A 26733-nucleotide genomic window follows, 5' to 3' on the forward strand; every position below is an offset into this window, starting at 1 on the left:
CGTACCCTTACTCTTCACCCTGCGTGAACCAGTGCTCGCGCGCCTTCATGATCAGCGCCTTGGCTTCATCAGCGGTCTGGCCGGTCAGTTCGGTCAGCTCGTCGATGGCCAGGTCAGCCAGATCATCACGGGTTTGCACACCACCAGCAGCCAGCTTGGCCACCAGATCCGGTGTCAGGCCTTCCAGATCACGGAGATCCTGGGAGACATGGGCCACGCTCTCTTCCTTGGCGATTTCCATCGTCAGGAGCGCATCCTTGGCACGTGCACGCAGTTCGTTGACGGTTTCCTCGTCGAACGCCTCGATTTCCAGCATTTCGGCGATGGGCACATAGGCCACCTCTTCCAGGCTGCTGAAACCTTCATCAATCAGGATGCCGGCGAATTCCTCGTCCACGTCCAGCTTTTCCATGAACAGCTTGCGGGCGGAGTCGGTTTCCACAGCCTGCTTCTGGGCAGACTCGGCGGCATCCATGATGTTGATCTTCCAACCTGTCAGGTCGGAGGCCAGACGCACGTTCTGACCACCACGGCCGATGGCGATGGCCAGGTTTTCCTCGTCCACCACCACGTCCATGGCGTGCTTTTCTTCATCCACCACGATGGACGACACGTTCGCAGGTGCCAGGGCGCCGATCACGAACTGCGCAGGGTCTTCCGACCACAGCACGATGTCCACGCGCTCGCCGGCCAGCTCATTGGTCACGGCATTGACGCGCGAACCACGCACGCCCACGCAGGTACCGATGGGGTCCACGCGCTTGTCATGGGAGATCACGGCGATTTTCGCACGGCTGCCCGCATCGCGTGCGCAGCTCTTGATTTCCAGCAGACCTTGCTCGATTTCCGGCACTTCGTTGCGGAACAGCTCGATCATGAATTCCGGTGCGGAACGCGACAGGATGATGGGAGCGCCACGCAGCGTCAGGTCCACTTCCATGATCATGGCGCGCACGCGGTCACCGTTGCGCAGGTTTTCCTTGGGGATCATTTCCCCACGGCGCAGACGGCCTTCCACGCGGCCGGATTCGACAATGATGTCGCCCTTGTCCATGCGCTTGACCGTGCCGGTGAAGATCTTTTCGCCACGGGCCATGAATTCGTTGAGCAGCATTTCGCGCTCGGCGTCACGGATCTTCTGCAGGATGACCTGCTTGGCGGCCATCGCACCGATACGGCCGATGGGCAGCGATTCGATCTGCTCTTCAATGAACTCGCCCACCTGGATGCCGGGCACGCGATCTTCTGCGTCCATCAGCATTTCTTCGGCATCGGGGTTTTGCAGGCCGGCGTCATCCGGCACCACCACCCAGCGGCGGAAAGTGTCGTAGTCGCCGCTGTCGCGGTCGATCGCCACACGAATGTCCACTTCACCTTCGTACAGCTTCTTTGTGGCTTGCGCCAGCGCTTGTTCCACCGCGCCGAAAACCACATCGTGCTCGACATTCTTTTCACGCGAAATGGCTTCCACCAACATCAACAGTTCGCGATTCATGCGACGACTCTCCTATTTTCTTTCCAAGAGGAGGCACCCACAGCAGCGCCTTCCTTGCCCAAACGATGACGATCCAGCCTTACTCCGGCTTGGCCGCGCGCCCTTTGAAATTGACGATGGGCGCCAGCCGCGCTTCACGCAACTCGTCGAACGTGAAGCCCAGCGCCTGCAGTGGCGGCGCTTCACGCTTTTTACTCACTCGTACCCCAGGCTTGATGGGAGGGGCATCGCTCCAGACGATCTGCCACCCACCGCCTTCGGCGCGCTCCAGCGTGCCGCGGAATTTCTTGCGATTGGCATTGATGCTGCCGGTCGCCGCCTCGCCAATGGCTTCCTTGAGCGTCAAGTCCACCTCCTGGCCTTCAAAACGGATGAAGTCCTGCTCGTGGCGCAGCAAACGGTCGATGCCGGGCGACGAAACTTCCAGGCGCTTGTAATCGGCGCCATCGACTTCCAGCGCAAACTGCAGTTGGCGTGTCACACGTTCGCAGTCTTCGACGGTGATGAACTGCTCCAGCAGCGGCGCAGGCTGGCCCTCGGCCGGCGGCGCCCAAGGCAAATCGATCGTAATACGCAACAGCCCGCCTGCGGTGCGTTCGATCTCGACCAGGTCGTAGCCCAGACCTGTCACGGTTTCTTCAACGATTTGCTGTAATGCCACGTGTATTCAGTTCAATCCCGGAAGTACAAAAAACCCGATAACCACCGCTCTGATAGGGCGGCAGCTTCGAGCTCCAAATCCTACCGACCAAAAAAAACGGGCGGTTGTTACCCGCCCGTTTGGTCGTGAAGCCCGTATTGTAGCCGCTAAAGCGTTGATTCGCAAAGACAGCCCACAAGCCGAATGGAAGCCTCCAGACCGCCTTACGCCAGTGCGGCTGTCACCCGCTGAAAAAGCGGTGTGGCCTCGGGCGGCAACTGGGGCGTGGCCGGCGCGCCATCGATAAAAGAGGCCACCAGCCGCTCCAGCACCGCATGCTGCGGCAGCAGCGGCCCCAGGAAGAACGCACGCTCCCCCTGGCCGATCAGCAGCGTGGGAAAGGTCTCCACATCCACATCGTCCACAAGGTCTTCCCGGTCCTCCACATCCAGCCATTCCCAGCGCACGTCCGGCCAGCGCTGGGCCACGGCATCGAACCCGCTGCGGTAATCCCGGCACACCCCGCACCAGCCGGCGCACAGGCACACCACCCACCAGGGGTCGGCAGACACCTCGGGTGCCGCGGTCGGCACAGCCGCATCCTTCATTTGCATTGCACTCCTGGCCCGCCAGCCGCCGTCACGGACGACCCTGCCGGGCGCGAAAAACCTCCATGGTAGCGACTGTCGCAGCCTGGTTGCCCCAGGACTGGCGGATATACGTGGCCAGCGCTGCGATTTCCGCATCGCCCAGGGTCTGCATGAACGGAGGCATGCCGTGCGGCGCCGGGTTGCCCGCCGTGGCGGGGGCATAGCCGCCCTGCAAGATGCTGCGCAGCATATTGCCGGGGTCGCTGCGCAGCACTGCCCGGTTGCCCGCCAGCGGGGGAAACGCCCCGCCGGGGCCGCCACCCTGGCCCTGGGCACCATGGCAGTCCGCACAATAGTGGCGAAAATTGGCCTGGGCGCCGCTGTCATAGCGTTGGCTGCCCCCTGTGGCGGGCGGCGTCACCGCTGCCCCTCCCCCACTAGCCACTCCTCCACTGCCGCCTGCCCCCGCCGCCGCATCCGGCAGGCGCTGCAGATAGGCGGCCACGGCCCGGGCATCGCCGTCCGTCAGATACCGGGTGCTCCAGAACACCGCATCCGCCATGGGGCCACTGGCCGTGGCCCCTGTATCGGTGCGCCCGGTGCGTAGCAGCTGCACCACGGCCTGCGGCGTCCAGCGCTGCACGCCGGCCTCGCGGCTGTCCAGCAACGACGGCGCCTGCCAACCCTCGGTGGGCATCAGCCCCCCTTCCAGCCGCTGGCCGCCCCCCAGCGCCCCCAGGCCATTGCGCGGGGAATGGCAGGCCGCGCAATGGGCAACGGCCTGCACCAGATACCGCCCCGCTTCCAGCGGCCCCGCCTCCCCTTCCTGCGCCACAGCAGCGGCCGGGCGGAAGTACAGCCCGCGCCACAGGGCCAGCGCCCATTGGGACCCATAGGGAAACGCCAGCACATGCGGCTGGGCCGGCTGCGCCACCGGCGGCAGGCTGCGCAGGTAGTGGTAGAGGGCATCCACGTCATCCGTACGCAAGGCCGTGTACTGCTCGTAAGGGAATGCGGGGTACAGCAAGCGTCCGCCGGGCGCCACACCGTGGCGCATGGCGCGGCGAAAATCGGCCAAGCTCCAGCGGCCCAGACCTGTCTCGGCATCGGGGGTTAGATTCGGCGCATGGAACACGCCAAACGGCGTGCGCACCTCGCCTCCCCCCGCCAGCACCACACCGCCCTGGGCGGTGTGGCAACCCATGCAGGCGCCGACCCGCACCAGATAGGCACCGCGCTCCAGAACCGCGACAGAAGGCGGCGGCGCCGACTCCGCGCCCTCAGTCTCCGGCGGCGTACCCGCCGCACTGCCGCGCCACAGCAGCCAGGCCAGCGCGGCCACGGCCAGCAAGGCGCACAGAACCACAACCCGCAGCCACCGGCGCCGCCCCCGTGCCCCCAGGCCGACCGGTATGGGCTGCGCCATGGCGCGCGGCATCCGTGGCGCACTCATGGTCGGCCCTCCCCGGGCTGCGGCGCCGCACCGCAAGGCAGCGGCCAGCGCACCGCCGCAGGGGCGGACGGTTTGGAGTGCGCGGGCACGGGCTGCGTGGCCAGCCAGGCGCTCAGATCGGCCACATCCTCCAGCGCCAGCCCCTTGGCCACCTGGGCCATGCAGTCCGGCGCGCGGGCGGCGCGCCGCCCGGCACGCCAGGCACCCAACTGGCTGTTCAGGTAGTCGCGCGAGAGGCCCAGCAGCCCGGGCACAGCCGGCAGACTGCCCGTCAGCTGCGCTCCATGGCATTGGGTGCAGGCGGGAATGCCACGCGCAGTATCGCCCTGGTGCACCAGCTGTGCGCCACGCGCCAGGCGGGCCGCTGTCGAAGCCGGAGGCTCCGGTGGCGGATACGGCACATCCAGCGCCGCAAAGTAACGCGCCATGCCCCGCAGCATGCCGTCATCCAGGTGCTGCAGCAGATGGCCCATCAAGGGGTAGCTGCGCCGGCCATCGCGAAAGTTCAGCAGTTGCTGGTAGAGGTATTCCTCGGGCTTGCCCGCAATGCGTGGAAAGTAACCGGACGGCGTGGCCCGCCCCTGCGGCCCATGGCAGGCGGTGCAGGCCGCCACATGGCTGACTTGCAACGGGGGCACGGTGCCCTGGCCTGCCCAGGGAGAGGGCGCTGACAGCGCCGGCGACAACGGAGGTGAAGGGGATAAAGGGGATAACGGTGGCGCAACAGAAGGCATGGTCTGCGCCGCACCTGCAGCACCTGCAGCACCTGCTACACCAGTCACGGCGCACAGTGCCACCCACAATACGGCAGCGACCCGCGCCAGCCCACGCTGGCACCTGCGCCACGCACCGGAGACTCCCGGTGCTTCATACCGTGGTGAAATCCGTCCATCCCCCAATGCGCAAAGCCTGTGGTGCATGCCCACACGCTAACCAGGGCCGCCCGGCTCCACCATCCGGGAGAACACCCCTGGCCAGCGACCGGATCGCCGCATACGGTCGTGGCGGCCTCCCTGTACGCCGATGGCATGCGCCTCTGCGCACGGTGGACGGCCCAAAACGACAACAGCCCGCCAAGGCGGGCTGTTGTGCAGCAGATCCGCAGGCAAGGCGCCTGCAGGTCCGGGAATCAACCGTGGCGCTTGCCAGGGTTCTTCTTGCTGCGGGTGTGCGAACCACGTTCCAGGCTCACGCGCTGGCCACGGCCACCGGTGGGCAGGGTCACGCCGTTAGGCACTGCGGGTTGGGGGGTGAACTTGCGATCGGCTTCGGTCACGATTTTGTTGCCCATGATGGACTCCTTTTGCGAACAACGGTAAAGGGCAGGATTCTTCCACATCCAGCGCCCGGCTTGAACAGTGCGCGTGCAAATCCCTGCACAAAGTCACAAATACATAGCCAACTGTGCTAGTGCCACCTGCGTTGCAGGCCGGTTTCACCGGCCATTCAAAAAACACTGCAGCGCCCTCGACCAAGGCCGCAAGGGCCCGCGTTCCGGCCATGCCGCATGGATTTTCGCTGGGGTACAGCCGGTACTGGCCCCGCCGCCGCACCGTAAAAACCCGCAACGCACAGCTTGGTACTGCATCCGCTTTCCCACACAAGCCACCCTCTGGCACACCGCTGCCGGTACGCTGACAGGGCCACAAGCCCTGCACCTGCGCACGCGTTTTGCCAGAAATGGACTACAAGCGCTGCAACTACGCCACACCTACAGTCAGAACCTATAGCAAGCGCCTGCGGATATGCCTAAGCTGGTAACCGCACCCGTTTGCGCCGCCCGACTTCCCTGTTTGCAGCCAAAGGAACCTGCCATGCTCCGCCTCCCCGATCCGCTCCGCCAGGACCCCACAGAAGCACGCGGCCACCTGCCGGTTTCGCAGGTGCTGGAACGCAATATCCCCGTGCTGGCCACCCTGGCGCTGACCACCGTGGGCGCGATTGCCTGGTATGCGCTGCGCCGCCCGCCGATTCCCCCCACGGCCATTCCGGTGTCCGACTTTGAACTGGGCCGCTACCTGGGCAAGTGGTACGAGGTCGCGCGCATCGACAACCGTTTTGAAAAAGGCCTGCAGCGCACCCAGGCGGAATACAGCCGCCTGCCCAATGGCGGCATCCGCGTGGAAAACCGCGGCTACGACCCACGCAAGCGCGAATGGCAGATTGCCACCGGCAAAGCCAAGACCGTGCTGGGGCCGGATGTGGGTGCATTGAAAGTGGCATTTTTCGGGCCGTTCTACGACGGCTACAACGTGGTAGCGCTGGACCCCAAATACCGCTGGGCCATGGTGGTGGGCTCGCAGCTGGACCGCTTCTGGATTCTGTCGCGCACACCTTTTTTGCCCATGGGGGTGGAAGAGCGCCTGCTGCGCCAGGCGCGCGAGATGGGCGTACCGGTGGACCGCGTGATCTGGGTGCACCAAGACGGCGTCAACCCCACCGGCAGCTACTAGCACCCACACGGCTTGCTGCGGCAAGGCGGCGGCCATGCGCCCAGCCGCCGCCCGTGCGGAGCAAAGGCGGCGACGCCCTGCCCCGATATGCCACGGGTGGCGCATGGCCTTGTCGTGGTGGGGTCAGCCTATTGCGTGGCCGCCACCAGCTTCTGGGTATAGGGATGGCGGGGCTGGGCCAGCAGCTCCAGGGCCGGGCCTTGTTCCACAATGGCACCATCCTTCATCACCAGCACCTGGTGGGCCATGGCACGGATCACGTCCATATCGTGGGTGATCAGCAGATACGCCAGACCGCGCTCACGCTGCAGGCGCTGCAGCAAGGCCAGCACCTGTTGCTGAATGGTCACATCCAGCGCGCTGGTGGGCTCGTCCAGCACCAGCAACTGGGGCTCCAGCACCAGGGCGCGGGCCACGGCAATGCGCTGGCGCTGGCCGCCGGAAAATTCATGCGGATAGCGCTCCAGCAGGCCGGGGAACTGGGCCTCGCTCAGGCCCACCTCCTCCAGCATGGCCAGCACCTGCTGGCGCACCTGCCCGGCCGACAGCGCGGGCGCATGCACCCGCAGGCCCTCCCCCACGATCTCGCCCACCGTCATGCGTGGCGACAGCGACGAGAACGGGTCCTGGAACACCACCTGCACCTGGCGACGCAGCCGCTGGTTGTGGGGGCTGTTGCGGATGGCCGGTTGCTGCCACAGCTGCCCACCCACGTCCAAAACCCCTTTGGACGGCAGCAACCCCAGAATGGCCTGCGCCAGCGTGGACTTGCCCGATCCCGATTCACCCACCACCCCCAGTGTCTGGCCCGGCTGCAGCGCCAGGCTGGCCCCCTGCACGGCCACGAATTCACCGTGGCGAAACCACCCCTGGATGCCCGGCAGCGGTGTGGCATAGGCCACGCGCAGATCCTGGGTGTGCAGCACAGGCGGTTGGGACGCGGCGCCTTCCGCCACTTCCACCACCTGGCGCCGGGGCGCACTGGACAGCAGCTTGCGGGTGTAAGGGTGCTGCGGCGCTGCAAACAGCTGCGCCACCGGGCCCTGCTCCACCAGATGGCCATGCTCCATCACCACGGCACGGTCGGCAAAGCGGCGCACCAGGTGCAGGTCGTGGGTGATCAGCACCATGGCCATGCCGGTCTGGCGCTGCAGGTCGCCCAGCAGCTCCAGAATCTGCGTGCGCAGTGTCACATCCAGTGCGGTGGTGGGCTCATCGGCCAGCAGCAGGCGCGGCTGGGACGCCAGGGCCATGGCAATCATGGCGCGCTGGCGCTGGCCGCCGCTGAGCTGGTGCGGATAGGCCGCAGCGCGGCGCCCGGGCTCCGGAATACCGGTGGTGGCCAGCAGCTCCACGGCCTGCTTCCAGGCCTGGGCCTTGCTGAGGGCCTGCTTGATCAGCAGCACCTCCGCCACCTGGTCGCCCACGGTCATCAGCGGGTTCAGTGCCGTCATCGGCTCCTGAAAGATCATGGCCACATCACCGCCGCGCACGGCCTGCATCTGCCGCTCCGGCAAAGTCAGCACGTCGCGCCCGTCCAGCAGGGCCTGGCCGCTGATGCGGGCATCGCCCAGCAGGCGCAGCAGGCCCAGTGCCGTCACCGTCTTGCCCGAGCCGGATTCCCCCACCAGGGCCAGTTTTTCGCCGGCGTGCAGCTCAAAGCTGGCACCGTGCACCACCTCTTTGCTGCCAAAGGCCACACGCAGATCGCGCACCGACAGCAGCGGGACTGGATTCATCGATGTGAACTCGCTCATGCGCCCCCCTTGCCCGCTCCGGCGGGGGCGGCAGGCGCCACCGGTGTTTCCATCGCCTTGCGCGGGTCCAGCGCGTCGCGCAGCGCATCCCCCATGAAGGTCAGCAGCAGCAGCGTGGTGACCAGCACACCAAAGGTGGACAACGAAATCCACCAGGCGTCGATATTGTTCTTGCCCTGGCTCAGCAGCTCGCCCAGGCTGGGGGTGCCGGGCGGCACGCCCAGACCCAGAAAGTCCAGCGACGTCAGCGCCAGAATGGCCGCACTCATGCGAAAAGGCAGAAAGGTGACCACCGGCGTCATGCTGTTGGGCAGGATGTGGCGACCGATGATCTGGCCGTTGGACACCCCCAGCGCACGCGCCGCCTTCACATAGTCCAGCTGGCGGTTGCGCAGGAACTCGGCCCGCACGTAGTCGGACAGGCCCATCCAGCCAAAGAGGCTGAGCAGCACCAGCAGCAAGGTGATGCTGGGCGCCAACACGGCAGAGAAGATGATCAGCAGGTAGAGCTCGGGCATGGAGCCCCAGATTTCGATGAAGCGCTGGAACACCAGGTCCGTCTTGCCGCCGAAAAAGCCCTGGATGGCGCCTGTCACCACGCCCAGCAGCACGCCGGTGGCTGTCAGCGCCAGCGCAAACAGCACGCTGACGCGAAAGCCGTACAGCAGCTGGGCCAGCATGTCCCGGCCCCGGTCGTCCGTGCCCAGCCAGTTGGCCGCCGTGGGCGGTGCCGGGTTAGGCGACTGGGCAAAGTAGTTGATGGTGTTCGCGCCGTAAGGGTTGGGCGGAAACACGGCCCAGTTGCTGCCCTTGGACAGCTGTGCCTGGATGAAGGGGTCCAGGTAGTCGGTGGCGGTGTCAAAGTCGCCGCCAAACACCTTTTCGGGATAGCTGTGCCACAGCGGCCAGTACATCTGCCCCTCATAGCGCACGGCCAGTGGCTTGTCGTTGCTGACCAGCTCCGCCCCCAGGCTGATGACCACCAGCACCACAAACAGCACCAGGCTCCAGAAGCCCAGGCGGTTGCGCCGAAACCGCGCCCACGCGCGGGCGGCTGGCGAACGCGCTGTCTCCACCGTCATGCAAACACTCCTTGTACTGTCAGCAGCAACCGCTGCCGACGGCGCATCCATTGCCAGGCACGCAGTTGCGCGCCCATACTGCGGCGACAGCACACCGCCCGCCTTCCCATTCCCTCGCGCTCATGCCCTCTCCCCCCACTGATTCTCCCCCGGCCGGTCTGCGCAACGCCGTGCGCGGCGTGGCGATTTTCGAGGCCCTGAAAGGGGTGACCGCCTTGGTCGGCCTGCTGGGACTGCTGGAGCTGTTGCACCACGATCTGCACCATCTGGCGCTGGAATGGATGGGGCATATCGGCCTCAGTCCCCAGCAGCACTACCCGGCCCTCCTGATGCAGGCGGTCGACCGTGTCAATGCCACCCCCGTGCACACGCTGGTGTGGCTGGGTGGGCTGTACATCACCGTGCGCTGGGTTGAAGCCTGGGGCCTGTGGCGGGACAGGGCCTGGGGCGAATGGCTGGGCGTGCTGTCCTGCAGCATCTATGTGCCCCTGGAGGTGCAGCACCTGCTGCACGCCCCCCACTGGCAAGGCGCCGCGGTATTGCTCATCAATCTGGCGCTGGTGGCCGTGCTGGCGCTGCGCCTGCGCGAACGCCGCCGGGTGCCTGTGCGTGTGAAAGGGCCCTGAAGTGTGCACCGAGTGCGCTTTCAATCGAATTTCACGCGGGGGTCCACCCACACGTAGCACAGGTCGCTGATCAGCTTGGTCACCAGACCGATCAGTGTGAAAAAGAACAGCGAGCCCAGCACCACCGGGTAGTCCCGGCGGATCACGCTCTCATAGCTGAGCAAGCCCAGCCCGTCCAGCGAAAACAGGGTTTCGATCAACAGCGAACCCGTGAAGAACGCACCCACGAACGCCGCCGGAAAGCCGGTGATGATGGGAATCAACGCATTGCGGAACACATGCTTCCACAGCACCTGCCGCTCCGACAGGCCCTTGGCCCGGGCCGTCAGCACGTACTGTTTGCGGATCTCCTCCAGAAACGCGTTCTTGGTCAGCATGGCCGTGACGGCAAAGCTGCCCGCCACCATGGCCGTCACCGGCAGTGCGATATGCCACAGGTAGTCCGCCACCTTGCCCAGGGTGCTCAGCTCGTCCCAATTGGCCGATGTCAGCCCGCGCAGCGGGAACCACTGCAGCTGCCCCCCGAAAATCACCAGCAGGGCCACGCCCAGCACAAAACCGGGGATGGCATAGCCCACCAGAATCAGCAGCGTGGTCAGCAGGTCGAACCGGCTGCCTGCGCGCACCGCCTTGGCCACGCCCAGCGGCACAGCCACCAGATAGCTGATGAAGAACGTCCACAGCCCCAGGCTGATGGAGACCGGCAGCTTTTCGGCAATCAGCGTCCAGACATCCTTGTTCTGGAAAAAGCTGCGCCCCAGATCAAACCGAGCGAACTGGCCCAGCATCTGGAAAAAGCGCTCGTGTGCCGGCTTGTCAAAGCCGTACAGGGCCTTGATCTGCTCCAGCCGCTGCGGGTCCACACCCTGCGCCCCGCGGTAGGCCATGCCACCGCCTTCGACACCACCCCCGCCGATACCGGCCTTGGCCTCTGCCAGGTACTGCTCCACCGGGCCGCCGGGAACGAACTGGATCACCACAAAAGTCAGCAGCAGCACGCCCAGCAAGGTGGGCACCATCAACAGAAAGCGTTTGAGGATATAGGCCAGCATAGAACATGCATTATGTCGCGCGGAATCGGCTAAGCTTTGCAGCTTTTGCTTACATCTTGCCCGTTTATCCGCTGCATGGACACCATGGTCTGGCTCCTCCGCATTCGATCCGCTCTGCGCATTCTGGCACTCGCCTGCGGGCTGGGCGGCCCGGCATGCCAGGCGGCTGCACCCGTTTTCGTGGTGCAGAACGAGCCCCACCTGGCCCATGCCCGCGCCCTGGTCCGCGCCGCGCTGGATGCCGCCGGCATGCAGGCCAGCTTCGTCGACGCCCCGCAGGGCAACGAACGCCGCAACCTCTACCAGATCAGCCACGGCCACACCCATATCGACATGATGCCCGCCACCCCGGCACGGCTGCGCCTGGTGGAGCAAGGCAAGCTGCGCATGGTGCCCATCCCCTTGGACCGGGGGCTACTGGGCTGGCGCATCAACCTGCTGCTGGCCTCGCAGCGCGACAAGCTGGCCCAGGTGCGCACGGCCGCCGACCTGGCGCAGTTCTCCATGGGACAGAACGTGGGCTGGATGGATGTGGAGATCTACCGCGCGGCCGGCATTCCCACCAAGGAAATCAAGCACTGGAGTAACGGGGAGTTTGCCGAGCAGATGGAAGCCGGCTTTCTGGACCTGTTCCCGCTGGGCCTGGAAGAGACGCTGAACTACTTCCTGCCCCATTTCCAGAAGTACTACCCCCAGCTCACCGTCGACCCCTACCTCCTGGTGCGCTACCCCTGGTTCCGCTTTGTCTGGGTGGCCCCGGGACCGGATACCGAGGCGCTGTACCAGGCGCTGCAGACCGGCTTTGACCGCATCGTGGCCAACGGCCAGTTCATGCGTGTGTGGAACCAGTACCGCCATCCGCCCAACGCGCGCTTCTTCCGCGAACGCACCACCATCGACATTGCCAACCCCTTCTACGACCAGCGTCTGGTGCCGCCGCGCTACCGCCACCTGCTGTTCCAGCCCTGAGGCCCGCATGCCCCCTTCCCCCACCACATCCGCGCCCCCGCTGCCCCGCCGCCGCACGCTGCACGGGCAGTTCGTGCAGCGGCTGCTGTGGCCGCTGGTGCTGGCCTTTGTGCTGGCCGCAGGCACCACGGCCACCGTCAACTACCACAGCGAAAAGGCGCAGCACACCGCACTGCGCGAACAGACCTTGCGCATTTTTGCGCGCACCCTGATCAAGCCGCTGTGGGACTGCGATGGCGCCACCGCACGCGGGATTGTGGACACCCTAGCCCAGCAGCCCCTGGTGCAGGCCGTGCGCCTGCACGACAGCTGCGGCGACAACGTCATCGCCTCCGAACCCGCCCTCGACACCGCCCTTACAGCCCAGGACCCCGCACACGCCAACCAGTTGGCCATGCCGCTGCACCACCGCGACGAACAGGGACGCGACCACCAGGTAGGCCACCTGAGCGTGCAGTTCACCCCGTTCTCCATGGCCCAGGCCGCCATGCAGAACCTGGGCCAGCAACTGGCCGTGTTTGCCGCCATGCTGGTGGTGGTGCTGCTGGGGGCCGCCCTGGTGTTCCGCCACCTCATCGGCCGCCCGCTGGCACGCTTTCGCCAGGCCATCCGCGACCAGCGCACCGTGCGCAGCCACGCCGGCCCGGCGGATACCGTGGAGCGGCTGCGCAACGACGAACTGTCGGACGTGGTCCAGGCCTACGACGCCCTGCTGGAAGAACTGGACTCCCGTTTTGCCCGCCAGTCCACCCTGGCCCATTGCGCCCGCAGCCTACTGGCCACCGCCGCCGGCCAGCAAAGTCCGCTGCCCGAGGTGCTGGCCCAGGTGCTGCGCACCACCGGGGCGGACCGCATCTACCTGGCAGAGAACCTGCAGACCACCGCCACCACCTGGCAGGCCCAGGCCCGCCTGGTGGCCGGAGTCCCCTGGCCGGACGCAGCGCAGGCCCTGGTGCCGGCCCGCTGGCGCAGCTGTTTGGAAGAACGCTCCGGGGTGCTGGGCACCGTAGAGGACCTGCCCGAGCCCGAACGCCAGCAGTTGATCGCCGCCGGGGTGCGCAGCGTGGCTGCCCTGCCGGTGTGGGGTCAGGGCCAGTGGTTCGGCTATCTGTGCGTGCAGGACCTGCAGCAGCAGCGCCGCTGATCGGACAGCGAGCGCGTGTTTCTGCACACCGTGGCCGACATGATCGGCGCCTTCCTGGAAAGCCGGCAGCACACCCGCACCCTGGACCGCGCCATCGTGCAGTTGCGCGACAGCGAACGCGCGCTGCAGCACCGCGCCCGCCACGATCCGCTGACCGGGCTGGGCAACCGCGTGGTGCTGGAAGAAGCCCTGGGCCACGCACTGGCACATGCCCAGGCCGGGGAAGACCTGCACGGCTATGTGCTGCTGCTGGACCTGGACGGCTTCAAACCCGTCAACGACACCCACGGCCATGCGGCCGGCGATGTGCTGCTGCAGACCGTCGCACAGCGGCTGCAGGCCTGCCTGCGCAGCACAGACACCGTGACCCGGCTGGGCGGGGATGAATTCGTCATCGTGGCCCAGGGCAAGGGTCCGCAATTCCAGCTGGACCAGTTGCTGGCCAAGGTGACGGCCGCCGTGGAAGCCCCGGTGGACTACCTGGGTCAGGCGCTGCAGGTGGGCGCCAGCATCGGTGCCGCGCGCTTTCCGGAAGCCGGCCGCAGCAGCGCCGAACTGCTGGTGCGTGCCGACCAGGCCATGTACGCCGCCAAACAGTCCAAGCGCCTGCCGCGCTGAACTCCTGGCACGCTGTCCGACCCGATGGCGGGGAACGGCCCAGGCAAATGGCTCAGGGTGCCGGCTTGCCCGCAGGCGACCGGGCCCACCAGGTGTCCATCACCCAGCCTTCGCCGCTGGAATACGGCGGCACCACGCTGGGCACCGCCAGACGCCAGGCGTTGTAGGCCATGCGGTGGGTGCCGGCCGACCACTGCGGAATCAGGTAGTGACCGTGCGCAATGGCGCGTTCCAGTGCATGACAGGCGGGCAGCAGCTGTTCCTGCGTCTTGGCGCTGGTCATGGCCTTGATGAAGGCATCCACCGCCGGGCTCTTCACCCCGGGGAAATTGCCCGAATCCTCCTGGTCGGCCGCCGCGCTGCCGAACAGGTCCGCAAACTCCTGGCCCGGGTTGTTCGTGCCCTGGTAGGCAATGGTCGTGATGTCAAAGTCGAACTTCTGCAGACGCTGCTGGTAGAGGGCAAAGTCCACCGCGCGGAAGTTCAGGCGGATGCCAAGTTTCTCCAGGTTGCGCTGCCAGGGCGCCACGGTGCGGATGCCGCCATCGCCGCTGTCCAGGTACTCCAGCTCCATGGCCTGGCCCTTGGCATTGCGCAGCACACCGTCCTGCACCGTCCAGCCCGCATCCGTCAGCAGTTGCTTGGCACGGCGCAGATTGTCGCGCAGGCTGCTGGGCGGCAAGGTGCTGGGCGGCACCGTCATGGGCCCGAAGGCGGCCACAGGCAGCTGCTTGCGCCAGGGCTCCATCAGCGCCAGTTCGGCCGGCGTGGGGCTGCCATGGGTTTCACACAAGGTGTTGCCGAAAATGCCATTGACCCGCTGGTAGGCACCATAGAACATCTGGCGGCTCATCCAGTCGAAGTCCACCGCCAGCCCCAGGGCCTCGCGCACCCGCGCATCCTGCAGCAGCGGGCGGCGGGTGTTGAGCACCGAACTCTGGAAGCCCGTGGGCAGCTTGTGCGCGAACTCGCCCTTGACCAGCTCGCCGCTGGTGAACTTGCGCCCGTTCACCCGCCGCGCCCAGTCGCCGGCGCTGAAAAAGCGCATCAGATCGAACTCACCGGCCTTCAGCGCTTCGAGCTTGGCCGTGTTGTCCTTGTAGATCTTGACGCTGATGCGGTCGAAATTGGCCGCACCCTTGCGCACCGGCAAGTCGCGCGCCCAGTACTGCGGGTCGCGCACATAGGTGATGTCCTTGCCAAAGCGCACCGGCCCGATGCGGTAGGCACCACTGCCAATGGGGGTGTCCATCACCACCTGATCGAAAGGTTTGGGCTTGCCGTCCTCGCCCAGGCCCCAGTCGCGGCTGAAGATGGGCAGGCCGCCCACGGTCAACGGCAGCTCGCGGTTGGGCACCTTGAAGACAAAGCGCACGGTGCGCGCATCCAGCACCTCGCAGCCCGCCACCTCGGCCAGCAGCGTCTTGTAGCCGGGCGACACATAGGGACCGATCAGCGTGTCGTAACTGTGCTTCACATCCTGGGCCGTGACCGGCTTGCCATTGTGAAAGCGCGCCTGCGGCCTCAGGCGAAAGGTGGCCGACAGTCCGTCCGCTGCCACGCTCACATCCTCGGCCAGCAGGCCGTAGCCGGTCGATGTCTCGTCCATGCTGCCCAGCAGCAGGGTGTCGAACATCAGCGACGACAGATAGGCCGGCGCCGAGCCCTTGATGGTGAACGGGTTGTACTTGTCGAAGGTGGAAGTGCGCAGATTGCTGACCAGCCGCAGCTCCCCGCCCTTGGGGGCCTGCGGGTTCACATAGGCGAAGTGGTCAAAGCCGGACGGGTACTTGGGCTCCCCCCATAACGCATAGGCGTGGGCGGACCAAGACGGCAGGGCCGCAGTGGCTCCTGCAAGCAACAGGCAAAACTTCCAAAGGCGCATGCGACAATTCTGCACCACAGCGGCCCCGGCCCGGCAATGCCTCCTGTAGATGCATGGCCTGCACCAGCCGCTTCCACCCTTTACCCCTCAGGAGAAGAACAATGGGTTTTCTGACCGGCAAGAAGCTGCTCATCACGGGCGTGCTGTCCAACCGCTCCATCGCCTACGGCATCGCCAAGGCCTGCCACGAACAAGGCGCCGAGCTGGCATTCAGCTACGTCGGTGAGCGTTTCAAGGACCGCATCACCGAATTCGCCGCCGAATTCAATTCCACGCTGGTGTTCGACTGCGACGTCGCCGACGACGCCCAGATTGACAAGATGTTCGCCGACCTGGGCGCCGTCTGGGGCAAGTTCGACGGCTTTGTGCACTCCATCGGCTTTGCTCCCCGTGAAGCAATTGCAGGCAACTTCCTGGACGGTCTGTCGCGCGAATCCTTCCAGATCGCCCACGACATCAGCGCCTACAGCTTCCCCGCCATGGCCAAGGCTGCCCTGCCTTACCTGAACGACAAGTCCTCGCTGCTGACCTTGTCCTACCTGGGCGCGCTGCGTTCCATCCCCAACTACAACACCATGGGCCTGGCCAAGGCATCGCTGGAAGCTTCCGTGCGCTACCTGGCCGAAGCCGTGGGCCGTACCGCCGACGGCCGCGCCATCCGCGCCAACGGCATTTCCGCCGGCCCCATCAAGACCCTGGCTGCCTCCGGCATCAAGGACTTCGGCAAGCTGCTGGGCCGCGTGGCCGATGCCGCCCCCCTGCGCCGCAATGTGACCATCGAAGACGTGGGCAATGTCGCCGCCTTTCTGCTGTCCAACCTGGCTTCGGGCGTGACCGCCGAGATCACCTACGTGGACGGTGGCTTCAGCCAGACCGCAGGCCTGTCGGCCGACCAGGTGTAAGCAGCGCTTCACCCCACTGCCAAGCCCCGCAGGTTCACCGCCTGCGGGGCTTTTTCATGCCCAACGCAAGGCCATTAGCCCTTTCAACTCATATGGATATTGGCGTGAATTACTGGTGATATGCGTCAATTTGAATGAGAATAATTCTCAATCAAATTGTTTTTGGAGTATCTCCCATGGCCCCGGAGCACCACGGCGATGCGGATCCCAACGCGCCCCCCGCCCCTCCTACGCCCTTGCAGGCCTGGGAACAGCGCATGCAGCGCGCGCAAGCCCTGTGGCAGAACGGTGAACAGGAATTTGCCCTGGCCCAGCTGGTGCAGGCCATTCCGCTGGCCCACCAGCTGCTGCGCAGCCCCTATCTGACCGTACAGCCCGACGACTACCTGGCCGCCTGGGTGGTGACCCACCTGTGGATTGCCGAGCTGCTGGCCGAACGCCAGCAACTGCCCGCCGCGCTGGACTACCTGTGCGATGCCCACACCGCCTTGCTGGGCCTGGGCGACAGCACCGAAGTGAGCCTGCTGCAGCAGGCCGCCTGGCGCCACCAGCGCGAGACGGTGCAAGCGCTGCTGCAGTGGCAGCGCCAGCACGGGCCCAGCACCCGCGTGACGCAGTTGCTGCAGTCCACGCTCTGCGCCCCGCCGGCAGCGCCGCCGCCCACGGCTCCCGCCGCCGCGGCGCTGCAGCCCGAACCGCTGCAACGCTGCCCGTTGCCCGCCGACCGGCTGCACTGATCGGCCCCCGCGCACCTGCCTTTTTGCCACCCCTTGATTGGAAAAAACGGAATGACCCAACACACGCTGCCCCCCCTGCCCTATGCCTATGACGCCCTGGCTCCGCACATCGATGCGCACACCATGGAAATCCACCACAGCAAGCACCACCAGACCTATGTGAACAACCTCAACGCCGCCGTGCAAGGCACGCCGTTTGCCGAGGTGCCGGTGGAGCAGCTGATTGCCGACCTGGACCGCCTGCCCGAAGCCATTCGCCCTGCCGTGCGCAACAACGGCGGCGGCCACGCCAACCACAGCCTGTTCTGGACCGTGATGGCCCCGGCCGGTCACGGCGGTGGCGGTGCCCCCGGTGGCGCCCTGGCCCAGGCCATTGAGCGCGATCTGGGCGGCATGGAAGCCTTCCAGAAAGCCTTCACCCAGGCCGCGCTGACACGCTTTGGCAGCGGCTGGGCATGGCTGGTGGTCAACGCCCAGGGCAAGCTGGCCGTGGAAAGCAGCGCCAACCAGGACAGCCCGCTGATGGCCGGCATCGGCTCGGGCAGTACCCCCATCCTGGGGCTGGACGTGTGGGAACACGCTTACTACCTGCAGTACCAGAACCGCCGCCCGGAATACATCGCAGCCTTCTTCCACGTCATCCACTGGGACGAAGTGGCCCGCCGCTACCAGCAGGCGCTGGGCTGATCCCCGCCAGCACGCCGCTCTATGGCTTTGCCCCCGCACCAGGACCCCTCCATGAAAAAAGCCAGTGCCAGCCTGTCCTCGGCCCCTTCACCAGCCTCCCGGCTGCACGCCGCTACCGGTGTGCGCCACAGCGCCCGGCTGTGGCTGGGGCTGACCATCACCATGGCCGGTGTCTGGGCCCTGTGCAGCCAGTTCTGGCTGTACGCCCAGCACCACCCGGTGGTGTGGCAGGCCCTGCTGGGCGGCAGCATGGCGGCGCTGGCCACGGCACTGGGCACCCTGCCCGTGATGCTGTCCCAGCGCATGTCCGAGCGCACCCAGGACACGCTGTTCGGCTTTGGCGCCGGCGTCATGCTGGCGGCCTGTGCCTTCTCGCTGATCCTGCCCGGGCTGGAAGCCGCCAAGGCCCAATCCCTGTGGGGTGGTGGCGGCGGCTGGGGCGCCGGCGGGGTGATGGGCACGTCCATCCTGCTGGGCGCCGCAGCGCTGATGGCCATGGACAAGCTGCTGCCGCACGAGCATTTCATCAAAGGCCGTGAAGGGCTGGACGGTGATGCTGCCCGCAAGCTGCAGCGCACCTGGCTGTTCGTGATTGCCATTGCCTTGCACAACCTGCCCGAAGGCCTGGCCATTGGCGTGGGCTATGCCGGCAACGACGGCCTGCGTGCCAACGCCCTGGCCACCGGCATTGCCATCCAGGACGTGCCCGAAGGCCTGGTCGTGGCCGTGGCCCTGCTGGCCGCCGGCTACCGCCGCCGCTTTGCGGTACTGCTGGGCATGGCCAGCGGCCTGGTGGAGCCGGTGGGCGCCGTCATCGGTGCCGCCGTGGTCAGCAGCTCGGCCGTGCTGCTGCCCTGGGGCCTGGGCTTTGCCGCAGGCGCCATGCTGTTTGTCATCAGCCACGAAATCATCCCCGAATCCCACCGCAAGGGGCACGAGGCCTTTGCCACCGGTGGGCTGATGCTGGGCTTTGTGCTGATGATGGTGCTGGACACCGCCCTGGGCTGACCCAGCCCCTCATCACCAGGACACGCCGGGGTGCAAGCCACCCCGGCCTGTCCGCTTTCCGGTATCCCTGTGCGGTGACCGCCCCCCTGCGCGTGTCCCGCTGGGGCTAGGTTGCGTCGTGAAAGATGATGCCCAGCGTATGCCGCCGGCCGGAGCGGATCCGGGACACCCCATGCCGCATGGTGACCCGGTAGCTGCCCCGGCTCCCCTGAACGGGCCGCTGCTGCACCGCAAACACGGCGGCATCGCCCTGGCGCAGCGCCAGCACCTCAACGCGCGACTGCATGCGTGGCCGCTGTTCGGTCAGCACCAATTCCCCGCCCGTGAAGTCCTGCCCCGGCTGCGCCAGCAGCACCACCATCTGCAAGGGAAATACATGCTCGCCATACAGGTCCTGGTGCAGGCAGTTGTAGTCACCCGCTTCGTACTGCACCAGCAGCGGGGTCGGGTGCCGCTGCCCTGCGGCATGGCAGCGCGCCACAAAGTCGGCATGCTCCGCCGGAAAGCGCGGCTGCAGGCCCATCTGCTCGTACCAGCGGTTGGCCATCGGTGCCAGGTGGGGGTAGACGCTGGTGCGCAGCCCCTGCACCAGGTCGGGCAAGGGGTAGCCGAAATACTGGTACTCGCCGTTGCCAAAGCCATGGCGCTGCATGACGATGCGGCTGCGGAACACCGCAGGCCGGGCGTAGAGCGCCGCCAGGTCCTGGCAGTCCGGCGGCGTCAGCAGTTGCGGAATCACGGCGCAGCCGCTGTGGTTCAGAGCATCGCTGACGTCCTGCCAGTCCACCGCCGCCAGGCGCTGTGCCAGACCACCCAGCCCGCTCATGCCTGGGCCTCCCGCTCCAGCAAGGCACGCTTGCGCTCCACCCCCCAGCGGTAGCCGGACAGATTGCCGTCGGTCCGCACCACGCGGTGGCAGGGAATCGCCACCGCCAGCGCATTCGCGGCACAGGCCCCCGCGACCGCACGCACCGCCTTGGGCGCACCGATGCGCCGGGCAATCTCCGTGTAGCTGACGGTCTGCCCCGCCGGCACATCGCGCAGCGCCTGCCAGACGCGCTGCTGAAAGGCAGTTCCACGCACATCCAGCGGCAGATCCAGGCCCTGCTGCGGCATTTCCACCAGACCGACCACCTGGGCCACCAGTTGCTCAAACCCGGCGTCCCCGCCAATCAGCACGGCCTTCGGAAACCGGTCCTGCACATCGCGCACCAGTGCATCGGGATCGTCTCCCAGCAGGATGGCGCAGATGCCGCGTGCACTGGCCGCCACCAGGATCGCCCCCAGGGAACACTGGCCCACCGCAAAACGGATGCTGACCTGCTCCCCTCCGGCGCGGTAGGTGGACGGCGTCATCCCCAGCAACTGGTCCGATTGCGCATAGAAGCGGCCGTGGGAGTTGTAGCCCGCGCCATAGATCGCCTCCGTGACCGAGCCGCCCCGCACCAGTTCCTCTCGAACCTTGTGGGCGCGGTGGGCCGCCGCGTAGGCCTTCGGCGTGACCCCGGTCACGGCCTTGAACACCCGGTGCACGTGGAACGTGCTCATCTGCACCACCTCGGCCAGCGCTTCCAGGCTGGGCGGCGTTTCGGCGGAGGCAATGAAGCGGCACAGCTTTGCGACCAGTTCGGCATGCTGCTCCAGCCGTGCGGGCTGGTCCGGCTTGCAGCGCTTGCATGGGCGAAAGCCCGCCTGCTGTGCCGCCGCCTGCGCCGTAAAGAAACACACATTCTCGGGACGCGGCGTACGGGCCCCGCACGAAGGGCGGCAATAGACCCCGGTCGTCTTCACCGCGTACCAGAACTGCCCATCTGCCTGCGCATCGTGCGCCACGACCGCCGCCCAACGGGGATCGGTCAGCACCGCCTGTGCGCAGGCTTCAGTTTGCTTCAACATGGTTGAGCCTCTCATCAAGGATTGCATGCCCAAACTGTAGGTCGCACGCGATTTTCAGGCACTCCGTGTCTTGCTTTGGAATTCGAAAACTGGCCGACCCGCATGCACTGGCCGTCCCGGGTGGCGTGGACAGTCCGCTGTTTCGGACGCCCACCTACGGCAGCCCCTTCCGCACCGAGCCTGTGCTGGCCCACTTACGGAAACGCGGCACGCCTGGGACGGATGCCAGTGGATGCGCCAAAAGCGCCGCCACCACAAATAACTGTATATTTATACATCACTCATTAACCAAGGCAATCCCATGCACCATGTCGCAACCGGTCAATTTGAGATCACCCTCGACAGCCAGCCCTTGAGCGGCGTTGCCGCAAGCACCGGTCTGGCCCGCATGTCGCTGGATAAAAAATTCCAGGGCGACCTGGAAGCCGTCAGCCAAGGCGAGATGCTGGCATTTCGCAGCGGTGTCCCAGGTTCTGCGGGCTATGTGGCCATGGAGCTCGTGCTAGGCAGCCTGCATGGCCGCCAAGGGAGTTTTGTGCTCCAGCACAGCTCCACCATGAACCAGGGGGCACCCACCCAGTCCATCACCGTCGTGCCGGACTCCGGCACAGAGGCACTGGCCGGACTGTCTGGAAGCCTGGTCATCACCATCACCGACGGGCAGCATGCCTACCGGTTCGAGTACAGCCTGCCAGAGCGCACGCTGTGATCCTGCTCCAGCATGGATGACCCGGTGGCTTGGCGGGCGCTGCCGCTGACCATGGCGACACCCAACCGGCATACGGCAGTCGCTGCAGACCAGAAGCGGACGCTCACCTGGGCCAGCCGCAGCCCAGGCACGCCTTGACCCGCACCATGATGGCCGGGCCGCGCGCAAGGCTCTCGCCCGTTACAGGACCTGGCCCACGTCGATGCGGTTCCCGTCCGGGTCCGCAAAGACAAAGCACCTCAGCCCAAAATCTGCATCGCGAATGGCTTTGATGATCTTGACCTTGTGCGCCTGCAGGTGCTGGTACAGGGCCTCTGCATCGTGCACCAGAAGGTGGGCCACGTTCTGGACCGTCGCCTTGTGGCCTTTGTGCAGGGAAAGATGCAGCTCGGCATCTTCCTTCTTGAGGATGGCGAAGCCGACAGGGCTCCCATTCTCGAAGACCTTGGTGAACCCAAGAATGCCGGTGTAGAAGTGCATCGCCTGATCGATATCGGACACCGAAATCGTCGGGGCCAATCGGCCAAAGCGAACCGCATGGGATGGAAAAACAGCAGATGGCATATCGCGCTCCAACTGGGTGACGCGGGGGCCAAGGCGAGGCGGTGCCCGGGATTTTGGCCGGCGTCAGAGACGCGGAGCGGTGTCCGCACAATCAGCCGCCGATTCTAGTGTGCATGGCCTGCGCCTTCGTCCCTTCCTGGCGGCAGCCATGGTGCATGGTGTACCGAGCACCCCTTTGGAACCCAACCTGCCGCCATCGCTGAACAGCCAGAAGCAGGCAGCTCCCGCCCCCACCCCGGCAGCGCCGCAACCAGGTCCGCGGTTTACCCGGGACGCCCGTCCATGCGCGGCCGGGTAAGCAACGGCCCATAGCACCAGGCATACAGGCCAAAACCTGCCGACCACAGCACCGCCGACACCAGGATGGCGTGCAGCGTCTGGCTGGGGACAATGAGCGGCAGGGCCACACGCACCACCGCAGCCAGCAGCACCAGCACATAGGCTGCCGTGTCCGCCCGGCTGGCTTGCAGCGGGCGCCCGGTATGGCCCTTGGCGGTCCGGGTCATCATGCCGATCATGAGGCCGCCTGCGGCCCCCACCGTCAGCGCATGGACCGACAGCGACGGGCTCACCCACCCGAAGGCGCTGAATGCGCGCAGAAGCAGATGAATAGGCACCCACACATAGGCCAGGTGCAGCACCCATACCAGCGGCGTGCCCAGGGTCTTCCACGGCTGCCACAGCAGCCACCGGCACAGGTGCGCCACGCAGGCCACTGCGGCCACCGCTGCCACGGGCCAGCCCTGCAGGCCGAAAGCATCGGCAAGCAGCAGCACCAGCACAGAGCCCAGCGCCACCTTTTCGATCCAGGGCCGCTTGGCCGCAGACGCACCGGGCACTCCGTTGTTGGTGAACATCGGGATGACCCGCCCGCCCATGACCACCACAATGAACAGCACCGTATCCAGTGCGATCTGCAAGCCTGCCCACGGCGGCATGGCCAGCGCACCCAGGGCCGTCAGGTGGAAGAGTGCCGCCACTGCAGCCAGCAGCACCAGCAGCGCCACGAAAAAGTAGTTGCGGCGGTTGCGCGCCTGGAAGAACGGCACCGCCAGCCCGGCGGCTGCGGCCAGGGGAAACGCCACATTGGCCACGGCGGCGGCGAGCGCGTAAGGCGTCAGCACCAGGACCCGCGCCAGCAACCACAGGGCCACCAGAGCGCACAGCTTTGCGCCGGTGGGCGTGGGCAAATTGGTCCAATTGCGACCGGCAGTCAGCAGAAAGCCGACGATGACGGCCAGGGTGAAGCCAAACAGCATTTCATGGGCATGCCAGACCACTCCACTGAGATACGGACGCGGCAGCAGGCCGGCGAACTGCAGCGCCCACAACGGCACCGACAAGGCGGCAAAAACGCTGGCCAGCAGATAGAAAGGCCGAAAGCCAAGTGCGAACAGCGCAAAGCCCTTGGGTTGCGGAGCAGAGGGGTCTTCAAGGTGTTGCAGCAAGGCCATGGGGTGGTTCGTTCCATCAGGTTTTTTACACAGGGGCAGGCCTGGAGGTCCATCGCAGACTGGCCGCCGGACCTCTGGCGGCACAGTCGCCACAAGGCCCGCATTCCCGGCCTGGCATTCATAGCCAACAGCGACCATGGTGCAAAGGCCGACGGATCTCGCGGGGCACCCATTGCACAAGCGGTGCGCGCTGGGTCAGACTGGAGCAACCATGGCCCCACACAAGAGTTCACCATGCCAGACACCACACCAGACTCCAGAATTCGTGCCAATGCCATTCAAAGTCAAGGCCACACGGCCTCCCCGGACAAGGACGGCGGCGAACCGGCAGCCAGCGGCCAGACGGCTGCACCGGCAGGCCAGCGGGCCGACAGCAGCCCGCCTTTGAGCGATGCCGAACTGGTGCAACTGCGTGTGCGTGTCATCGCCCTGGAGAGCATCGTCATCGCGCTGCTGGCCCAATCGTCCGAGCGCCAGTTGGAACTGGCACGCGAGATGGCGGACCACATCTCCCCGAGGCCAGGCTTCACCACCCATCCGGTGACCATACACGCCGCCGCCGAGATGAACAGCCTGGTCCGGCGGGCCCACGCCTTCCGGTCCGGCGCCTTCCGGTCCGGCGCCTACCTTCCCAGGGATGATGCGCAGACGGAGTGATCCGCGCCTTGCTCCAACGCAAGGGCCCAAGCCTTTTCGCCCCTTGCTTTCCGTCAGTGACTGGTGTGCGGCGCCTTTCCATCCCAGGCAGGCAGTCCCTGCCTGTGGAGGGCACGGCCATGCACCCAGCCCTGTGGTCCACGCCAAGCCGGTGACCGCCACCGCACGCAGCCTCCCGCAGGTCACGCCGCCACGGGAGTTGCCCTCAACCAGGGCATCTGGGCAGCAGAGTGGTGGCTACCGCTGGATTGTTTGCTTTTTCCATACAAACCAATCCATTTACTTCTATTTATCTTTCAATCCACAGTTTCTACCATCGGGGCATTGCATTCACAGGACCCCTCCATGGACAAGACCTTGCACTACATATTCGATCCGCTGTGTGGCTGGTGCTACGGCGCCAGTGCCGCACTGGCAGCGGTTGCCGACAGGGCAGGAGTGCACCTGAACCTGCTGCCCAGCGGCCTGTTTGCAGAGGAAGGAGCCCGGAAGATGGACGACGATTTTGCGGCCTATGCTTGGAGCAACGACCAGCGCATCGAACGCCTGACCGGCCAGCGCTTTACCGAGCGCTACCGCGCGGAGGTGCTGGGCAACCGCCAGCAGCGCTTCGACAGCGCCCCTGCCACCCTGGCGCTGTCCGCCGTAGCGCTGACCGCCCCGGACAAAGAGCTGGACGCACTCAAGGCCATTCAGCAGGCCCGCTACGTGGACGGCAGGGACATCACGCGGACCGACACGCTGGTGTCGATACTGGAGACCCTGGGGCTGGCACAGGCGGCATTGCGGCTGCAGACCCCGGATGCCGAGTTGCTGGACGCCAACCGGGCACGGATGGATCAAGCCCAGCGCCTATTGCAGGCATTCGGTGCCCGCGGTGTACCCACCTTCATTCTGGAAACCGAAGGTCAACGCGCGCTGTTGCATGCGGGCTCCGCGTTCGCCGACCCGCAAGCGTTTGCCCAAGCGCTGCAGACCGCCTAGTTTTCACCGTTCAACCAGAGGAGCACCATGACCACCAACCTGGACATCATCCGCGCGACCTACGAAGGCACGTCGGAAGAAAACGGCAAGCACCTGCTGGCCGTGCTGGCCCCCGATGCCACATGGACCGAGGCCGCAGGCTTTCCATATGCCGGCACCTATGTGGGGGCCGAGCAGATTGTGGCGGGCGTGTTCCAGCGCCTGGGCACCGAGTGGGAGGGCTACACCGCCAAGGCCCACACCTATCTGGCGGACGGAGACCGGGTGGCAGCCTTCGGTATCTATGCGGGCACCTACCGCAAGACGGGCAAGGCCATGACCGCGACCTTCGCCCACCTGTACCACCTGCAAAACGGGAAAATCATCCGCATGGAGCAGTATGTGGACAGCCACCTGGTGCAACAGGCCATGCAGCCCTGACAAGGCCGGCCATGCGCGACGCCACCACCGAACTGCGCGACGTGCTGGCGCTCCTGCGTGCCGGCCACTGGAATGCGGCGCACGACCGTGTGCAGCAGTACGAAGGCCTGCATGCCGCCTGGCTCCATGGCCTGCTGCATTGGCAGGAAGGAGATCTGGAAGATGCCGAGAACTGGTACGAGCGCGCCGGCCGGCGGTTCCGGCAACGCGGCACGCTGGATGAAGAACTGGCGCTGTTTGAAGCAGCGCTGGACGGGCCGCCCAAAGGGTGACCCTCTTGGGTGACGCCCTTGGGTGATGCTCATGGCCACAGGCCCTCCCTCTGGCCTAAGCTGCCAATGCCCACCGGCTGGCGACCGTCAATGGGCAGGCGCTCCCCCCAGGCTCAGCGGCGGGCACAGCCCATGCGCCTGCATGCAAGCGCAAGCATGCGCTGTCTATTTGGATGCCCAAAAGGCTTCCGTATCTGTCGCTCTGTGCACCACGAAAGCATCCGAGAACGACAACACATAGCCGTTTGCACGGGCGCTGTAGTGCAAAAACTGCGGCGGAAAGAAAAGCTGGCACGGCAGATCCGAATCCAGCTGCCTCAGCTGGGAAGGATAGCGGCCGTGCTGTTGCCGGTATGCCGCCAGTTGCACCCGTATGCCCTCTCCATCCGCCACGCACTGATTGAATGCTGCTGTGGCAAAACGGCTGCCGATGAGCCAGGCAAAGACCGTTGCCGCCAGACAGCAGCCCGCAACCAAGGCACAGGTGCGCGCCCCATCGCCCCGCAGCAGAAAAAACGACACAGCAGCAGGCGCAAACACCGGCAACAGCTGCCACACAGGCAGAACCGAAAAACGGTGCTCACCCAGCCAGTAGCCCAGGGCCATGGCGAAAACGGTCAGCAAGCTGGCGATGGCGGGTTTGGACATGCCTGAAGCGGTGCAGACCACCGCGCACCGC

The 26733-nt window shown here is 66.0% G+C and carries 29 protein-coding genes; 14 read left to right on the top strand and 15 right to left on the bottom strand.

The window, feature by feature from the left end:
• Positions 1 to 7: 7 nt before the first annotated feature.
• The 6 genes from nusA to QM470_RS06520 form a co-directional block, all read right to left on the bottom strand.
• The gene (nusA, locus tag QM470_RS06495; protein WP_066534993.1) at positions 8 to 1495 is read right to left on the bottom strand and encodes a transcription termination factor NusA; all 1488 of its coding nucleotides are present in this window, start codon (positions 1493 to 1495) and stop codon (positions 8 to 10) included.
• A gap of 79 nt (positions 1496 to 1574) precedes the next feature.
• Positions 1575 to 2156, bottom strand: a complete 582-nt coding sequence (gene rimP / locus QM470_RS06500; RefSeq protein ID WP_066534994.1) for a ribosome maturation factor RimP — start codon at positions 2154 to 2156, stop codon at positions 1575 to 1577.
• Between the two features lie 203 nt (positions 2157 to 2359).
• Entirely contained in the window at positions 2360 to 2743 is a 384-nt protein-coding gene (locus QM470_RS06505) for a thioredoxin family protein (protein ID WP_280025075.1), read from the bottom strand.
• Between the two features lie 31 nt (positions 2744 to 2774).
• Positions 2775 to 4178, bottom strand: coding sequence for a c-type cytochrome (locus QM470_RS06510; protein WP_283338621.1), 1404 nt, complete (start codon positions 4176 to 4178; stop codon positions 2775 to 2777).
• Positions 4175 to 4816, bottom strand: coding sequence for a c-type cytochrome (locus tag QM470_RS06515; protein ID WP_349307060.1), 642 nt, complete (start codon positions 4814 to 4816; stop codon positions 4175 to 4177). The genes QM470_RS06510 and QM470_RS06515 overlap by 4 nt, the downstream gene beginning before the upstream one ends.
• A 491-nt stretch (positions 4817 to 5307) precedes the next feature.
• Entirely contained in the window at positions 5308 to 5469 is a 162-nt protein-coding gene (locus QM470_RS06520; RefSeq protein ID WP_172591824.1) for a hypothetical protein, read from the bottom strand.
• A gap of 523 nt (positions 5470 to 5992) precedes the next feature.
• Between QM470_RS06520 and QM470_RS06525 the strand changes: the two genes are divergently transcribed.
• The gene (locus tag QM470_RS06525; RefSeq protein WP_280014269.1) at positions 5993 to 6631 is read left to right on the top strand and encodes a lipocalin family protein; all 639 of its coding nucleotides are present in this window, start codon (positions 5993 to 5995) and stop codon (positions 6629 to 6631) included.
• Between the two features lie 128 nt (positions 6632 to 6759).
• On the opposite strand, the gene QM470_RS06530 is transcribed toward QM470_RS06525, so the two are convergent.
• Together QM470_RS06530 and QM470_RS06535 are read right to left on the bottom strand one after the other, a co-directional pair.
• Positions 6760 to 8388 (bottom strand): ABC transporter ATP-binding protein, encoded by a 1629-nt coding sequence (locus QM470_RS06530; protein WP_283338623.1) that lies wholly within the window; start codon positions 8386 to 8388, stop codon positions 6760 to 6762.
• Positions 8385 to 9470, bottom strand: coding sequence for an ABC transporter permease (locus tag QM470_RS06535; protein ID WP_283338624.1), 1086 nt, complete (start codon positions 9468 to 9470; stop codon positions 8385 to 8387). Before QM470_RS06535 ends, QM470_RS06530 begins: the two co-directional genes overlap by 4 nt.
• Positions 9471 to 9592: 122 nt before the next feature.
• Between QM470_RS06535 and QM470_RS06540 the strand changes: the two genes are divergently transcribed.
• Positions 9593 to 10096, top strand: a complete 504-nt coding sequence (locus QM470_RS06540) for a DUF2127 domain-containing protein (protein ID WP_283338625.1) — start codon at positions 9593 to 9595, stop codon at positions 10094 to 10096.
• 20 nt (positions 10097 to 10116) lie between these two features.
• Here QM470_RS06540 and QM470_RS06545 read toward each other — a convergent pair whose 3' ends face one another.
• Positions 10117 to 11148 carry a microcin C ABC transporter permease YejB gene (locus tag QM470_RS06545; RefSeq protein ID WP_283338626.1) on the bottom strand — a complete coding sequence of 344 codons (1032 nt, stop codon included), beginning with the start codon at positions 11146 to 11148 and terminating at the stop codon, positions 10117 to 10119.
• 84 nt (positions 11149 to 11232) lie between these two features.
• Between QM470_RS06545 and QM470_RS06550 the strand changes: the two genes are divergently transcribed.
• The 3 genes from QM470_RS06550 to QM470_RS06560 are packed head-to-tail and all read left to right on the top strand — an operon-like array spanning position 11233 to position 13879.
• On the top strand, positions 11233 to 12117 hold the full coding sequence (locus QM470_RS06550; RefSeq protein WP_283338627.1) for an amino acid ABC transporter substrate-binding protein: 885 nt from the start codon (positions 11233 to 11235) through the stop codon (positions 12115 to 12117).
• A gap of 7 nt (positions 12118 to 12124) precedes the next feature.
• Entirely contained in the window at positions 12125 to 13261 is a 1137-nt protein-coding gene (locus tag QM470_RS06555; protein ID WP_283338628.1) for a hypothetical protein, read from the top strand.
• Between the two features lie 15 nt (positions 13262 to 13276).
• On the top strand, positions 13277 to 13879 hold the full coding sequence (locus QM470_RS06560) for a GGDEF domain-containing protein (protein WP_283338629.1): 603 nt from the start codon (positions 13277 to 13279) through the stop codon (positions 13877 to 13879).
• A gap of 52 nt (positions 13880 to 13931) precedes the next feature.
• Here the strand turns inward: QM470_RS06560 and QM470_RS06565 are convergent, their stop codons facing one another.
• Positions 13932 to 15764, bottom strand: coding sequence for an extracellular solute-binding protein (locus QM470_RS06565; RefSeq protein WP_283338630.1), 1833 nt, complete (start codon positions 15762 to 15764; stop codon positions 13932 to 13934).
• 101 nt (positions 15765 to 15865) lie between these two features.
• On the opposite strand from QM470_RS06565, the gene fabI reads away from it, so the two are divergent.
• From fabI to QM470_RS06585, 4 genes are all read left to right on the top strand, one after another.
• Entirely contained in the window at positions 15866 to 16666 is an 801-nt protein-coding gene (gene fabI, locus QM470_RS06570) for an enoyl-ACP reductase FabI (protein ID WP_280014276.1), read from the top strand.
• Positions 16667 to 16842: 176 nt separating this feature from the next.
• Positions 16843 to 17403, top strand: a complete 561-nt coding sequence (locus QM470_RS06575) for a DUF2753 family protein (protein ID WP_283338631.1) — start codon at positions 16843 to 16845, stop codon at positions 17401 to 17403.
• Between the two features lie 51 nt (positions 17404 to 17454).
• Positions 17455 to 18090 carry a superoxide dismutase gene (locus QM470_RS06580; RefSeq protein ID WP_283338632.1) on the top strand — a complete coding sequence of 212 codons (636 nt, stop codon included), beginning with the start codon at positions 17455 to 17457 and terminating at the stop codon, positions 18088 to 18090.
• A 162-nt stretch (positions 18091 to 18252) separates the two neighbouring features.
• The gene (locus QM470_RS06585) at positions 18253 to 19098 is read left to right on the top strand and encodes a ZIP family metal transporter (RefSeq protein WP_502846817.1); all 846 of its coding nucleotides are present in this window, start codon (positions 18253 to 18255) and stop codon (positions 19096 to 19098) included.
• A 106-nt stretch (positions 19099 to 19204) separates the two neighbouring features.
• Here QM470_RS06585 and QM470_RS06590 read toward each other — a convergent pair whose 3' ends face one another.
• Both QM470_RS06590 and ada read right to left on the bottom strand, forming a co-directional pair.
• Positions 19205 to 19924: a 2OG-Fe(II) oxygenase gene (locus tag QM470_RS06590; protein WP_283338634.1), complete on the bottom strand. Its 720-nt coding sequence runs from the start codon at positions 19922 to 19924 to the stop codon at positions 19205 to 19207.
• Entirely contained in the window at positions 19921 to 20994 is a 1074-nt protein-coding gene (gene ada / locus QM470_RS06595; RefSeq protein ID WP_283338635.1) for a bifunctional DNA-binding transcriptional regulator/O6-methylguanine-DNA methyltransferase Ada, read from the bottom strand. The genes QM470_RS06590 and ada overlap by 4 nt, the downstream gene beginning before the upstream one ends.
• A 301-nt stretch (positions 20995 to 21295) precedes the next feature.
• Between ada and QM470_RS06600 the strand changes: the two genes are divergently transcribed.
• A complete protein-coding gene (locus QM470_RS06600) occupies positions 21296 to 21703 on the top strand; it encodes a DUF3224 domain-containing protein (protein WP_283338636.1) in 408 nt (135 codons plus the stop codon).
• A gap of 180 nt (positions 21704 to 21883) precedes the next feature.
• Here QM470_RS06600 and QM470_RS06605 read toward each other — a convergent pair whose 3' ends face one another.
• Entirely contained in the window at positions 21884 to 22267 is a 384-nt protein-coding gene (locus QM470_RS06605) for a glyoxalase superfamily protein (RefSeq protein ID WP_283338637.1), read from the bottom strand.
• 263 nt (positions 22268 to 22530) lie between these two features.
• Positions 22531 to 23721 (bottom strand): NnrS family protein, encoded by a 1191-nt coding sequence (locus tag QM470_RS06610; protein ID WP_283338638.1) that lies wholly within the window; start codon positions 23719 to 23721, stop codon positions 22531 to 22533.
• Between the two features lie 234 nt (positions 23722 to 23955).
• On the opposite strand from QM470_RS06610, the gene QM470_RS06615 reads away from it, so the two are divergent.
• The 4 genes from QM470_RS06615 to QM470_RS06630 all read left to right on the top strand — a co-directional run bounded on the left by QM470_RS06615 (position 23956) and on the right by QM470_RS06630 (position 26054).
• Positions 23956 to 24378 (top strand): hypothetical protein, encoded by a 423-nt coding sequence (locus tag QM470_RS06615; protein WP_283338639.1) that lies wholly within the window; start codon positions 23956 to 23958, stop codon positions 24376 to 24378.
• A gap of 345 nt (positions 24379 to 24723) precedes the next feature.
• Positions 24724 to 25362 (top strand): DsbA family protein, encoded by a 639-nt coding sequence (locus QM470_RS06620; RefSeq protein WP_283338640.1) that lies wholly within the window; start codon positions 24724 to 24726, stop codon positions 25360 to 25362.
• Between the two features lie 27 nt (positions 25363 to 25389).
• The gene (locus QM470_RS06625) at positions 25390 to 25782 is read left to right on the top strand and encodes a nuclear transport factor 2 family protein (protein WP_280011732.1); all 393 of its coding nucleotides are present in this window, start codon (positions 25390 to 25392) and stop codon (positions 25780 to 25782) included.
• 11 nt (positions 25783 to 25793) lie between these two features.
• Positions 25794 to 26054, top strand: a complete 261-nt coding sequence (locus QM470_RS06630; RefSeq protein WP_283338641.1) for a hypothetical protein — start codon at positions 25794 to 25796, stop codon at positions 26052 to 26054.
• A gap of 165 nt (positions 26055 to 26219) precedes the next feature.
• Here the strand turns inward: QM470_RS06630 and QM470_RS06635 are convergent, their stop codons facing one another.
• The gene (locus QM470_RS06635) at positions 26220 to 26702 is read right to left on the bottom strand and encodes a hypothetical protein (protein WP_283338642.1); all 483 of its coding nucleotides are present in this window, start codon (positions 26700 to 26702) and stop codon (positions 26220 to 26222) included.
• Positions 26703 to 26733: the final 31 nt, after the last annotated feature.

Source organism: Comamonas sp. 17RB, from assembly GCF_030056555.1.
Lineage (GTDB): Bacteria > Pseudomonadota > Gammaproteobacteria > Burkholderiales > Burkholderiaceae_C > Comamonas > Comamonas terrigena.